The organism is Fulvivirga ulvae (assembly GCF_021389975.1).
GTDB classification, from domain to species: Bacteria; Bacteroidota; Bacteroidia; order Cytophagales; family Cyclobacteriaceae; genus Fulvivirga; species Fulvivirga ulvae.
In genome coordinates this window covers 968,399-982,641 of the sequence record NZ_CP089981.1, presented here as the reverse complement: position 1 = coordinate 982,641, position 14,243 = coordinate 968,399, and the positions used below count along the sequence as shown (strand labels likewise).

The window sequence follows — 14,243 nt, the reverse complement described above, 5'->3', positions numbered from 1 at the left end:
TTCAAATGGCCTCTTTTGGTCACTGCTTCTAAGCAGTCTCTCGTACATTCATTTCTAATACTTCCCAGCCGAGTCTCCAGCGTCCATCCGAAGGAATAACACTCACCTGGTACGGCTTATTTCTCCGGCTTTACCTCACTAAATCTACCCATAACATTCATCTCACCCACATAAAAATTAGGGTCCACCTTAACCTCAAAATCCGCCGGCAAACCTTCCAGCGTGTTCCAGGTTGTAGTTGGCTCCAGCCATTTTTCCTCACCGTTGATATAGATTTTTATCGGCATATTGAAACCATAAACAGCATTACCCCATCGGTAAAACAGATTGCCGTCCCTTTTTCTATACTCCAAGGTAGGTATTTTGGTGTTTCTCAGGTACTGGTCAAAGAAAGAAGACATGTCCCTGCCTACACGCTTGCTCAGATAGCTTTCAACCTGTTGCGTGGTTACCACCTGGTGGTAAAAATCTTTATTTAATCCACGCAGGATACTCCTCCATTTTTCATCATCATTCACAATTTGTCGCAGCGTGTGAAGCATATTGGCCCCTTTGTAGTACATATCCCCAGATCCATGGTGGCTGACGTTGTAGTGACCGATTATAGGCCTGTCATTTTGTATGGCCGACCTTGTACCGAGTACATAGGCAGCACTGGCCTCCTTACCATTATGGTAATTGAGGAAAAGATTTTCTGAATATGCAGTAAATGACTCATGGATCCACATATCGGCAACATCCTTATCTGTAATGTTGTTAGCAAACCACTCATGACCGGACTCATGGATGATAATAAAGTCAAAAGTAAGTCCCCAGCCCGTACCGCTCAGGTCGTTGCCTTTGTAGCCGTTTTTGTAACCATTGCCATAAGTAACCGCACTTTGGTGCTCCATACCCAGATAAGGCACTTCGACTAATTTATAGCCATCTTCATAAAACGGATACGGGCCAAACCAATGCTCCAAAGCTTGCAATGTGCGTTTGGCATCCTTAAACTGCTCTTTGGCCTTTTCCAGATTATAGCTTAACACATAGTAGTTGCAATCCAGTTTGCCCTTCTCTCCATCATAAACTTCGCTAAAGTGTGCATAATCACCGATGCTGATGTTTACGCCATAATTGTTGATCGGATTGTTAACCTCCCAATGATAAGTTTTGGTTTGTTCTTTCTTGTTATGATCTACTTTAATCAGACGTCCGTTGGATACATCCATCAGGTTTTCGGGTACGGTAACGCTGATTTTCATATTCTCCACCTCATCGTAAGGATGATCTTTGCATGGCCACCATACACTGGCACCGATACCCTGGTTGGCATTGGCAATGAAATGATTGCCATTCTTGTCCTTTTGCCAGGTCAGACCGCCGTCCCATGGCGGGTTTTTAGCAATTATCGGTGAGCCTTCGAAATGCACCACAACCTCGTTGACACTGCCCTCGTGCTGCTTCTCAACCAGTTTTACCCAAAATACATTTCCTTCCCTTGTAAACTTAATCTCTTTATTACTTTGCGTGATTTTCGTGATCTTCATTGGCTCTTGGAGGTCAATTTGCATCACGTTATGGGGCTTAAGTACTTTGTAGCGTATAGTATTTTTGCCACTGATGGTTTTGTTTTCAGGGTCAACCTTTACATCAAGGTGATAATAAGTAAGGTTCCACCACTCACGTTCAGGAGTAATGGAGCCTTTCAGCGTGTCCTGCCTTGTGAACTTTGCCGTCTCCTGAGCAAACGACATAGTCGATATGAGTATTAAAATGAGGGTATAAAATGCTCCTTTATGCATGATGAAATGTTTTAGTGTGGCTTGAATATACAAAGCCCCATGAATGTGTGCCAGTCAAAAGTTTGAAAAACTTTTGACTGGTATTATATTAGTTTGAAAGGTTGGCGTAAGGCAGGTGATTGTTAAGATAGTATTGGATAGATGAAGCGGCAGAGTATAGTAGCCGTTCAATTTCAACAGCTTGTTGATCAGTCTTATAAGAAGTAGTACTAAACGGGCACTATAAAAACAGGACTTTCCCTGTATGGAAAAGTCCTGCTCAGATTACTAACCCCTTAAAAAGGAGGTCAGTGTTGTTGCTTGATTATTGTTTAATCACTTTAAAAGTGTTGGTTGCCTTGTCAGTTACTACCCTGATGATATAGACACCCTTTGCGTCTTTGCCCAAGGCCAGACGATTTTCTGCTTTTACACTGCCGTGGTCAATTTTATGCTCCAGCGCCCCTGAAGGACTGTAAATGTAAATACCCGAAACCGACGAAGGTTCAGCAATATAAACAGAGACTTCATCCGGAGAGGGGTTAGGGTAAATCAGTACCATGTCGCGACCGGCTTCAGTTGTATTCATGGCATTTGCACCCTGGCGTGCCGCAGAACTTTGTGCCGCCGCAGCCTCAAAGTGCGACCATGGAAATGAACCTTTGTAGTACACAAAATACTGACCATCCACTTTGGCAGGCAGGCTGTTAGACCAGGTGTTGGTAAAGTCCTGTCCATTGATCTCGACCTTCTCCATATTCCAGGAATTGATATAGCTTATATCCCCTGATATGCTATAGCAGAATTCACCTGCTCCTTCTTTGGTAAATGGTAATGAAACCGGAGTTGGTGAGTCGCATGTATTCCCACCGCTCTCCTCTTCAAATGTAGCCGTTACGGTTTTATTGGCAGCCATTACAATAGTAGCCGGGTTAGCCGTGCCACTAAGGTCTCCTGACCAACCGGTGAATATATAGCCTGTACCAGGAACAGCAGTGAGCGTAACCTCCGTATTGGCATTGTAAACCCCACCTGCCGGACTGAGCTGAATACTTCCCTGACCATTGATGGAAGTGGAAAGCGTATATTCGTCAGGCGTTGTATCCGTAGTTACTGTTACCTGGCTGCTTGCGGTATTGCCACCATCTTCTGTAGTCACTGTAATAGTTGCTGATCCTTCAGCCAAACCGGTTACCAATCCACTGGCACTTACTGAGGCAATGGCAGAATTACTGGACGACCAGCTTACGGTTTTGTTAGTAGCATTGGAAGGGGATACACTGGCCTGCAATTGAGCAGTCTGGTTAAGGTTAAGAGAGATTGCTGTTGGGGTCACACTCACACCGGTTACCGGAATATCACCGGAACCATCCCCGGGTGTTTCACCAAATACCAATTCACCGTCTACATACATGGGTATGTTGGGAACCTCCTTCAAAGTGCCATCTACACCCTGGAACGACCAGTCATTGGTAGGATCCCATGCAGATGCCGGAGCCTCATAGGGAAGCCTGATCCGCATTTGTGCCTCTTCTTTTGATTCTCCCTGACCGGCAGGGTATATTTTAATGTCAGGGTTGAAAGTGACTTCCGCGTAGTAAATATCCTGATTTACATCCCAGGGTAGCAGTTGCGTGTGGCTTACCACACTGGAATTATTGGTAGAGACAACATAATCGGAAGCGCTGTAACCTGCGGCTATACCCTCAGAGATATTCACAAAAAGCCGGAACTTGATCTCGGACGGTATTCTTGTAGGCCACGCCGTGTGATTAAGAGCCCATACTGCCCACTCTGTATGTGTACTGCCCTGGGCATTGAGCTTGGCTTCAATAAGATATTCCCCTGTAGGAGTTTCAGGAACAGGAAAGTTTTGAAGGGGCGACCCTTCATAGGTTTCTATAAGGGCTGCGAGGGCACCGGAAAATCCGGAGTTATAATCGCAGGCCACCTCATTATTGATGTAGTTGGAGCGGTCATCCTCATAGGTGTCGTCATTATTGGGGCCGCCTACCAACGCACCATAAAGAACGTGGCGTGTCTGCTCGGGAGGGCCGTTCTGGTTGTTGGCCCATGCTCCGTGGGCTGTGCGGTGATGAGGGTTTTTAGAAGGGTTATTTCCAAATCCTACAACATAGCTGCTGTTTCGGGGATTGTCACCCAGGGCGTAGTCGATCTGGCTCAGAGCGAAATCGCGGTACTTTTGGGCCTTGGAGGCAGAAGTGGCGTCAGGGGCGTAATACAAAGCCAGAAAACTGGTGTTCGCGGCATATCGCAGTGCGCCCCAGACATCGAGGTAAGCCAGTCCCCCCGGTGTATAATTGATCCTTTGGCCGTTGTATCCGTCAGTCCAGTAATCAAGGTGCCTTTCTACATCTGCTTTATACTGTGCTTTACCAGTGAGCTTGGCTAATAATGCATAGCACCCATACGACTTGTCATCCCAGGCAAGTCCCCATTTATATGATTTTATAGTACTCTGAGGCTCGGTACTCAGGTTGGCATAGTAGCTCTCGGCCTTGGCCAGGTAGGCGGCATCTCCTGTAGCACGATACAGCCAGATGGCTCCCCATACGAGTTCGTCATTATAACCGCTGAAAGATCGGTAATAACCTGCAGCATCCGTAATGGATTCTGAGTATATTCCTCTGTAGTTATCAGCGAAATTGTATAGTTGTATAGCGTGTTCCAGCAAGGTAGCACTGTAGGCCGGGTCATCATCCTGGAATACGATACTGGCCGCTGCCATGGCTGCTGCGGTTTCCCCTGCCAGGTCAGAGCCGGGCTGCGAAGCATCGATTTTGTAGGCCGGCCTTTCCATAGGCATGATTTCGGCAGAACCCCACCAGGCATGGTCGAGACCACCGTTACCCACCTGCCCCCATAGCTCATTGGGAGCAGTATGGCATTTGATAAAATAATCGTTGACCCACCTCAGGTTCCTTTTGATGTATGGCATCTGTCCGGCGGTTACATAGCCACTTTCAAAGTCAATGGCACCCCACGCCAATGCGGTGGCAGAAAAAGCCATGGGAAAATTAAACTTAACGTGGTCACCGGCATCGTACCAGCCACCTGTTAAATCGTGACCTACGTCTGCGCCATCATCGAGGGCAGAGTTGCCCCGCCAGTTTACCCGGTTGTCAGGCAGCAATTCGCCTGACTCCTGGCACTCATAGAAGAACATCGATTTCTGTAATGCTTCGGCATAATTATAATCCTGCGCATTTGATTGGAAAATATACGCTACCAGCAGCAAGATCGTAATAATGCCGGTACGTATGTTACTTACATTGATCATAGAATAAGGTTTATAGTTGAAAATTATCTGATAATGAAATTAGGAGCTTTGCCTGTCAGCAACTTCGACTATAATATCAATTCCATGTACTCATGTCCCGGTATAATTATTGTCTCGTGACTGGGACTATTGTAGCATAGATTGCGTGGATTTTTAAGCTGATCAATGGCTGTTCAGGTATTCTGACGGAGGACAGGAGTACATTTCTTTAAAACACTTGGTAAAATATCCCGGGTCGCTGAAGCCCACTTCATAGGCTACCTCGGAGATACTCAGGTCCTGTGTTTTCAGGAGTTTGCTGGCTTTTTTGAGACGAATATTCCTGATAAGAATACTTACGGAGAGCCCTGTAAGTCCCTTGACTTTCTTGTAAAGCTGAGACCGGCTTAAATTCATCTTGTCCGCAAGCTTTTCAGGGCTGAAACTTTCATCAGCTACATGCTCATGGATGGTTTTGACCAATTCCTGGAAGAAGCCTCTGTCCTGGAGGCTTTGCGGGACTATATCCAGCGGTTCAAAATCAGGATCGTGGTTCAGCTTATCTTTTAATGGTTGTTTTAGGGCCAGAACATTTTTGATCCTGGCTTTGAGCAAGAGCACATCAAAGGGTTTGCTGATGTAGTCACTGGCTCCCGTTTGAAAGCCTTCCAGTTCATTTTCACTTGAGGCCCGTGAGGTGAGTAAAATAACCGGCAGGTGCCTGGTAGAGGTATTGCTTTTGATTTTGTGACAAAGCTCCAGGCCGTTCATGTATGGCAACATCACATCCGCAATGATTAGGTCGGGGTTTAATTCTGCAGCTAGTTTAAGTGCATTTTCTGCAGAATCAGTTTCATATACTAGGTATTCATGTTTTAAATGCATTTTAATGTATTTTCTCAGGTCATCATGATCCTCAACCAGTAATAAAGTTGGTCGGCCGGAGATTGTCTCCATGCTTGTGGTTTCTGCATGGCTTCTATATGGCAGATCATGCTGTAATATTTCTCCTGGGTACCGGTCCTTACCCTGTTTTACGACAATATCACCGGGTATATACCTTTCTTCGGATACAGGAATCCACATGGTGAAATTACAGCCCTCGCCGGGTAAGCTATGTACTTCTATGGCACCGTAGTGGTGTTCAACCAGTTGTTTAGTCAGGGCCAGCCCAATACCTGATCCAGATCTGTGGTTTTGGGCTTTAAAGAACTTTTCGAATATTTTGGCCTGATATTCTTCGGCAATCCCCGGACCATTATCAGCTACAGTCAATTTAATAAACTGGCATGACTGGGAAGACGTCTTAATATGATCAGGACATTCAGGATTGCTTTGATCAGTAATGAATAGTTGTAGAGAAACCTGACCTGCCTTTGGCGTAAATTTAAGAGCATTGGATAGCAGGTTTGTTAATGCTTTTTCAAGTATATCCGTATCAAAAAATACACACTCTGACTCTTTGTTGCAGGAAAATCGTAATTCTATTTCTCTCAGGCTGGCGGCAAATAAGAAAGTTTCTGTGATTGACTGACAAAACTCCACAATGTCATGCTTACTTATGGCAAGTCTGGCCTGCCCGGAATCTATGGCTGATATATCCAGGAGCTGGTTAACAAGCCTGAGCAATCTTTGGGTATTTGACCTTAATATTTGGAAATGGTTTTCCTGTTCTGTATCCGACATACATCCTCTTTGGGTTAGCAGCCGGTTGACAGGATCTAAAATTAAAGTTAGGGGTGTGCGAAATTCGTGAGATATATTTGTGAAGAAGTTCAGTTTCATCATATCAATTTCATGTGCTTTTTTGATTTCCAATTTTTGCATCTCCACCTTGTTTTTAAATCTCTCCCTGGAAACGGCCGCTTGTTTATAGTAATAAATCAATCCCAGTATTATGACACCGTAAAGCAGGTATGCAGGGACGGTCTGCCATACAGGTTTAAGGATTGTCACCTTCAAAGACCTTACATGGGGGAGCCACTCCCCATTACCGGCGGTAGCCATCACTTTTAAAGTGTACTTGCCAGGGTCCAGATTGGTATAAGTGGCTTCTTTTTTATTCCCAACATAATTCCACTCGCTATCGAAGCCCTCCAGCATGTAGGCATACTGAATTTTTTCAGGGTTTTTGAACGCCAACCCTGAAAATAAGAAAGTGATCATGTTTTGATCATACTCCAGAAGAAGATGGCTGGTTTGATCCAGAGTGTGCTCCAGAGGTTTCTGGCCGGGCTTTACCGGGCGGTTAAACAAGTTTAATCCCGTAAGCTTTATGTTGATGATTGATGAATCTTCTTTGACCTGTTCAGGCTGAAAAAGAGTAACTCCATTAATACCACCGAAGTAAAGTGTGCCTGATTGGCCTTTATAGCATGCACCGGGAAAAAACTCATTGGATTGTAACCCGTCAAGAATATCATAATTGGTAAAAGTGTTTTTTTCAGGACTAAACCTGGCCAACCCATGGTTTGTACTTACCCATAACTGTTTTTTGGCATCTTCAAGTATACCATGAATGGTATTGTTAGGTAATCCATCTTTGCAAAAGAAAGAGGAAAACCGGGTCGTTTCCTTATCAAATAAATTCAGCCCATTATCAGTACCAATCCATAAGTTTTTATTGCCGTCCTCCAATATCGCTCTTACATTATTGTGGCTTAGATTTCTGTTTTCCTTAGTATAACTTACAAATTGATTCCTGCCGTGTTTCAAAACACTTAACCCGAATACGCTGCCTACCCATACGTTTTGTTCCCTGTCAATATAAAGTGTGTACACCCAGTCATTGGATAATGAATTTTGCCAGTTAAGGTAATCAGCTTTATAGCTCTTAAATGTCTTATTTTTTCTGTCAAATGCATTTACACCCTGGCCATGAACAGCTAGCCATAATGTTCCATCCGCATCTTCTGCTATAGCCCGGACATCATTGCCGCTAATAGTTTTAAGGTTATCAGGGTCATGTTTATACGTTACAAACTTGTTTTGTTTTGGTACAAACGTTTGCAGCCCTCCTTCATAAGTACCTATCCAGATATTTCCATCCGAATCCTCAAATATTTCGAAAACAGTGCCTTTGCCTAAGCTGCCGGGCATATCCGGATCATGAGCCAAATGAGTAACTTCATGGGTAGTAGGATTATAAATATCAAGTCCCATGGTATAATATCCGATCCAGATATTACCCTTGCTATCTTCAAGTACGCTGGATACACTGTTTTTTGAGAGTGATCCGGGCATATCAGGGTGGTGCTTAAGGTGGGTGAACGGGATATTGCCAAGTGTCAGATTGATGCCTCCCTGAGTACAACCTATCCACATGTTGTTCTGATCATCTTCAAAAATGGCTTTTACCGCCGTAGATGATAAGCTGTATTTATCGTTTTCGTTATGCTGGTATCTGTTAAATTTCTGCTCAGCCTTACTATATACACATAAACCGTAGCTATCTCCAACCCAAAGTGTACCACGACTGTCTGTTTTAAGAGATTCTATGTTCGATGAACTTTCCGGCAAATCATAATGGGTGAACTGGTGTGATTGTGGATTAAGTTTACACAGATTCCCGTCTCGTGATCCTATCCAAAGCCCCGTATTGTCCAGAGCAAGGCTTGAAATTTCATTGCTACAGATACTTTGTGGGTCGTTCTCGTCTTTTTTATAAATGCTTAACCGATTTGTTTTAGGATTGAAATAGCCAAGCCCCTCTTTTTCATAACCAATCCAGAGATTTCCTATGCTATCTGGTTGTAGTGCTCTTATGTGATCGGCCGTAGCTTTTAGTCCCGAGTATTTAAGTATTTCAGGTTTATAATATGTTAATTCTTTATTGGTAAGTTTTTTTCCCAGAACTCTGAATAAAGCCCTTTCATTTTGAAACTCCACACCTGTCAGTTGGGAGAGGGTTTGAACAATATGAGGAGGAGTCTTTTTAATAGTCAGACTGTCGATCGTTTGTTGAAAAATACTTACTGTTATTTCATGAAAATAGCGTTGAAATTCATCAGAGTTCCGATCATAGCGGTTTAAGCCCATGATCGTGCCTACCCAGAGATTTTTGTCGGCATCTTCGGTAATACTGGTTACGTAGTGGCTGCTCAGTGTAGAAGGGTCGTGTACTTCTGAACCATGGTGGTGGAAGGTGCCGGTTTTTTCATTATACAAGCTCAGGCCGTTATTCAGGGTGCCAACCCATAATTTTCCAAGATGATCTACGAATAAAGTACTTATGTAATTATCGCATAAAGAAAGTGAATCGTCCGGGTCGTTTCGAAATGTTTTGAAGGTGTGTCCGTCAAACCGGTTTAAACCATCGGTTGTGCCAATCCATAAATAACCATCCGGAGTCTGGGCAAAACAGGTGGATTTACTGCTTGATAAGCCCGATTCGCTGTTGAACCTTTTGAACTTTAATTCTTTATGCTGGCCCGGGCAGACCAGTATGCCAAAACATAAAAGGGTAGCCGTAAACAATAATTTTTTCAGATACATATTGCATTGTTATTAGCCAACCAGTAATTACAATATACAAATTCGTGTCTGAGATGTACAGAGGTGCCGATTTTCGCAGATCATAGGGATGTACCTTATGATTCATAAAATAAAAAAATGACTACTATCTGTTGAAAATAGGTAAGGCTGCCAGCCCAGCTTTGCGTAGAGCTTCCTGATTTGTAATTCTAAAACCGGGACCTGATGATAGGATCAGAAGAGTAACTAAAAATATCAGGAGCACCTGTCCGTTTTTATGAAAATTTGATGAAAAACTGTTATAACTGCCTTTGTTTTTGTGAGGGAAAGATTTTCAAGGTCAAGTCAGGTCGAGTCATAGAGCTCTTTCTGGTTTTGAAATAATGATAAAATGTATCTTTCAACATACCGCTGGACTCAATTGTTTGAGCCATCGAGGTGGCTCGGCTTCCTGTAGTTGAGGATAGCTTGAGAGCAGTTGCTATGAATGTTTATTGCGTATTAATTAAAAAACAACAATCTGCTATGCAAAACTATAATTAAATGAGTACAGCTTGCTGTTAGGATTTAGAAACCGAAGAAAGTAAGCACTGCCCAGATAAGTGCAACGGACACTATGCCAGACAGCATGAGTACAATGGCCTTGCGGCGCAGATCAGCTTTTTTCAGCTCACTCATTTTGAGATTGATTTGCTGTAGTTGTGCAGGCGTTGCTTTCTTAAAAGTCCACTTTTTTCTGGTCCCTGTAGAGTAAAAGGAATTTTTTCTCCTCTCAAAACCTGCCCCGCTATTCATCATTGCCCTGTTTTGTTTCAGGGATTTGTTCATTGCATCAAGTGCTCCGCCGCCGCCCATAGATATAAAATTTTAGTTATACAAAAGACTGTTTCAGACATGTATTGCGATTGGTCTGATCTCTAATATAACGAAAATCAATAATTTATAATCAGAAGATTTATATTTTTGTCACCTATTTGTCTTTTGTATAAACACAAATTATCGGTGTCCGGGAAGTGTACTCAGCGTAGACTAAAACAATGTTGTCTATATTTGCGGATGCCGTTTTTAAGTCTTTCCAATGTATCCGGAAAATATCCTGGTCAAAGCCTGGCCGCTGTAGATAATGTAACCTTCGACCTGCAGGAGGGAGAGATACTTTCAATAGTGGGTGAGAATGGCTCGGGGAAGACTACCTTGCTTAAAATTATCGGAGGTTTTGAAGATGCAGCTGAAGGCGAGGTTAGGTTTATGGATAAATTGGTTACAGGGCCTTCGCATAACCTCGTACCCGGCCATCCCGGAATTAAGATGTTGGCGCAGAACCTTCGGCTGATGCCTAAGCATACTATAATTGAGAACATAGGGTATAATCTGCGAGGATATGTTCAGGAGTTCCAGGATGAAAGGCTGAATCATCTCATTGACCTGTTCAGGTTGAGCGGTCTGGAGCACAAACGGCCCGGAGAGCTTTCGGGAGGGCAGCAGCAGAGGGCCGCACTAGCCAGCGCTTTGGCTGAGGAACCAGCACTACTATTGCTCGATGAGCCTTTTAGTAGCCTTGACATTATGCTCAAAGATGAAATCCGTTATAAAGTAATTCGCCAGGCCCGTAAAGATGGAGATACATTAATTTTTGTTACCCACGATGTAAAAGATGCACTGTCCCTATCCGATAAAATTGCGGTTATGAGAGAAGGGAAGATTGTACAGATGGATAAACCGCAGACCGTCTATGAGAAACCTGTCGACGAATATGTAGCATATTTATTTGGTAATGTTAATATTTTGTCTCCGGATGACCTATTTAAAGTTTTTCCGGACCTGGGGAATGATCCGCGCTTCTCAGGAAGTCAAAAAACCTGCTTTCGTCCCGGAAGAGTTAGCATTTGTAAGCCGGAGAACAAGATGTGTATGGGGGTAGTCATGGACTGTGCTTATATGGGAGACAACTATGAACTCGAAGTAGAGGTTGAAGGGGTGACGGTGAAGCTAAATTCAAATGAACGCTATAGATCAGGTGACCGGCTTTGCCTCAAAATCCATCCGGATAGTATTCATTTTCTGGAAGTATAACCCCTTCAAATCCAGGGATAAATGCGTCTTTCTCATCAAACATCACTCATATGTATAGTTTTTTGCACTTCTTTCTGGCTTATTATGCATAAAATGCATTTAAGGATATGATTTTTTGTTAATGAGTTTTATGTTTACATGACGTAAACTAAACCTAATTAACCTTGTACCCTTATCAAATAAAATCTCTTGGGGATTTGCCGGGAGAGGAATGGAGACCCCTTAAAGAATTTGAGGACTATTATGCTGTTTCCAGCCTCGGCAGGATTAAATCCCTTGATCGCTATGTCAGGCATAAAAGCGGGAAGCCGTTGCTTGTGCCTTCAAAGGTGCTGAGCCAGACTATTTATAAATATTTTAATAAGTTCACTAAGGACCACACTTACGCCTTGCGTGCTGCTATTTCCAAAGAAAACAAGCGCTACGACGTGCAGGTGAGGAGGATAGTATACCAGGCTTTTGTTGGTGAGCTGGATCCTAAACAGTGTGTTATCAATATCGATCACGATGGCTTTAATAATTGTGTGGAGAACCTGATGATGGTCCCGATGTCTGTTAAGCAGAAACGTGTTACCGATTGTAACCGTACCCTCTCTTACCTTTCCTATGCGGATCGCAGTACATTTAAAAAAATAGGTGGAAACAGAAGAAAAGTTGGAAGATTTAACCGGAAAGGCAATCTGGTGAAGGCTTATGAAAGCCTTGCAGAGGCGGCCAGATCATCCGGTTTTCAATATGATCATATTCTGGATGTGGCAAAAGGAAGAAAGCCACACTATAAGGGAGTAGTGTGGAAGTACATGGATTGAGAAAACTGCTATTGCCGTTTTGGTCTGTAAGAAACTCTTGAAGTAGCTGTAAAATAAAACATCCGAAGTTTCGAAACTTCGGATGTTCAAAATCTTTTAGAAAGGGGCCTCTCTATGCGGCCTTTTTTACTTCAGCCAGACGTACCTCCTTGTTTCTGACCAACTTAATAATTCCCAGCTTGTCAAATAACCTGATCACCTGATAGGTAGGGTCAATTTCATGCCATCTTACGCCAAAGTTGGCCCTGTCACCATGCTTATGGTGGTTGTTATGGTAGCTTTCACCCATCATAAGAAAATCCACAGGCAGGAAATTTTTTGAGGTATCACCTACCTTAAAGTTGGTGTACCCATACTTATGGGCGAACCAATTGATGATAGCACCATGAACAGGAGACATCAGAAACTGAACAGGAAGTAGTAGCCACAGCCACCATACGGTGGCAAACTGCCAATAAATAAACACATACACTGCTCCCCACATAAGGCGCGATACCCATGAGCGGGCGAATTTATCAAAAGCTGTCCATTCCGGTATGTCACGTGTGAAGCGGTCATCAACTTTAATAGTTTTATTGGTGATGCCCGAATAGATGGTTTTGGTCTTCCACATCATTTTAAACAAGCTTTCGTCGTATTTTGGCGAATGCGGATCATTAGGGGTATCTGCGAAGGCATGGTGCATGCGATGCATAATACCATAACCATAGGCACTCAGGTAATTAGAGCCCTGAAATAGCCAGGTAAGAACAAAAAATACTTTTTCCCATGATTTACTCATGGTGAATGATTTATGTGCCGCATACCTGTGCAAAAAGAAGGTCTGAAAGAAAAGTGACAGATACCAGTGTGCTATAAAGAAGATAAGTATGACTTCCATTTGGGATTTTTCTAGTTATTAAGATTTTTAATTGTCAAGGAGCCATTTCACATTCCTGAGTTATCATTCTATCCCTAACCTTACAGATTCTCCCTTTTGATGTTACTGTCATTCGGAGAATTACAGATCAGGTTTGAAATAATGCCCGGATATTTGAAAATACCTCTCTCTTTACATAGACAAGTATGACTAAGGTTTGTGACAAAAAAAGTTACTTTTTTTTGTTAGTTGTTTTCTGCAGCTAAAAAATGAAATGAATTAGGCCGGTGAATTACCTAACTTTAAGTTTATTTCTCTTTTTACCTCTTTGATAAAATCAGATGGCGAGCCGAAATTGCAGGCTTTCTTAAAGTTATCTATAATGGAGTGGTTAGATGTGTCTGTTTTGATTTTTCCAGCTTCTTCCGACAACTTACCTTTTGCCCGGCTAAAAAGCTGTCTGCAATTTTCCTTTTTCTTGTCAAAGATGTGCTGAAGTTCGTCATAGTCAAAATCAAATAACTCTCTTAAGACGAAAATACCCTTTTCCAGCGGCTCCAGTTTTTTTTGAATAATATTAAGCGCTGCCGAAACCTCATTTTCCATGTCGAACCTGAAAAACTCCTTTTCCTTATACCAGTCGATCAATTCGGAAGGGTTAAGATTTTGCAGACACTCATCTTTTTTTCGTTTCAAAGCCTCCAGGTGGTTAATACAATTATTAGTGACTGCTTTGATAAGATAAGCTTTTGTATTTTCGATCTTTTCGGTATTGGCACTTAGCCATTTCAGGAAAGTATCCTGCACAATATCTTCCGCATCGGCGAGCGATCCTACCATTTTTAAGGCAATCTGTTGTAACAGCGGTTGATATAGTGCTATGGCCTGGCTTTGGTTCATTATCAACAAAGGTACAATGTATAACGGTACAAGATACTATACTTAACAGTATTAATTGAGTATTGTTAGCGGTTTATTGCGGG

At 42.8% G+C, this 14,243-nt stretch carries 9 protein-coding genes; 2 read left to right on the top strand and 7 right to left on the bottom strand.

The features are described from left to right. Window positions 1-116 precede the first annotated feature (116 nt). The 5 genes from LVD17_RS04220 to LVD17_RS04205 all read right to left on the bottom strand — a co-directional run bounded on the left by LVD17_RS04220 (window position 117) and on the right by LVD17_RS04205 (window position 10,374). Complete coding sequence (locus LVD17_RS04220) at window positions 117-1,787, bottom strand: M1 family metallopeptidase (protein WP_233764966.1); 1,671 nt, start codon at window positions 1,785-1,787, stop codon at window positions 117-119. 304 nt (window positions 1,788-2,091) lie between these two features. Next, window positions 2,092-5,067, bottom strand: coding sequence for a glycoside hydrolase family 9 protein (locus tag LVD17_RS04215; RefSeq protein WP_233764965.1), 2,976 nt, complete (start codon window positions 5,065-5,067; stop codon window positions 2,092-2,094). Window positions 5,068-5,229: 162 nt separating this feature from the next. Next, entirely contained in the window at window positions 5,230-9,540 is a 4,311-nt protein-coding gene (locus LVD17_RS04210; protein WP_233764963.1) for a two-component regulator propeller domain-containing protein, read from the bottom strand. Window positions 9,541-9,818: 278 nt separating this feature from the next. Next, window positions 9,819-10,004 carry a TetR family transcriptional regulator gene (locus LVD17_RS28655; protein WP_370688827.1) on the bottom strand — a complete coding sequence of 62 codons (186 nt, stop codon included), beginning with the start codon at window positions 10,002-10,004 and terminating at the stop codon, window positions 9,819-9,821. An 82-nt stretch (window positions 10,005-10,086) separates the two neighbouring features. Beyond that, window positions 10,087-10,374: a hypothetical protein gene (locus LVD17_RS04205; RefSeq protein ID WP_233764962.1), complete on the bottom strand. Its 288-nt coding sequence runs from the start codon at window positions 10,372-10,374 to the stop codon at window positions 10,087-10,089. A 201-nt stretch (window positions 10,375-10,575) separates the two neighbouring features. On the opposite strand from LVD17_RS04205, the gene LVD17_RS04200 reads away from it, so the two are divergent. Both LVD17_RS04200 and LVD17_RS04195 read left to right on the top strand, forming a co-directional pair. Next, window positions 10,576-11,592 (top strand): ABC transporter ATP-binding protein, encoded by a 1,017-nt coding sequence (locus LVD17_RS04200; protein WP_233764961.1) that lies wholly within the window; start codon window positions 10,576-10,578, stop codon window positions 11,590-11,592. Between the two features lie 164 nt (window positions 11,593-11,756). Continuing rightward, a complete protein-coding gene (locus tag LVD17_RS04195) occupies window positions 11,757-12,401 on the top strand; it encodes an NUMOD4 domain-containing protein (protein ID WP_233764960.1) in 645 nt (214 codons plus the stop codon). 112 nt (window positions 12,402-12,513) lie between these two features. On the opposite strand, the gene LVD17_RS04190 is transcribed toward LVD17_RS04195, so the two are convergent. After that, window positions 12,514-13,281, bottom strand: coding sequence for an acyl-CoA desaturase (locus LVD17_RS04190; protein WP_233764959.1), 768 nt, complete (start codon window positions 13,279-13,281; stop codon window positions 12,514-12,516). A gap of 258 nt (window positions 13,282-13,539) precedes the next feature. Continuing rightward, a complete protein-coding gene (locus LVD17_RS04185) occupies window positions 13,540-14,160 on the bottom strand; it encodes a sigma-70 family RNA polymerase sigma factor (RefSeq protein ID WP_233764958.1) in 621 nt (206 codons plus the stop codon). Between the last annotated feature and the right edge of the window lie 83 nt (window positions 14,161-14,243).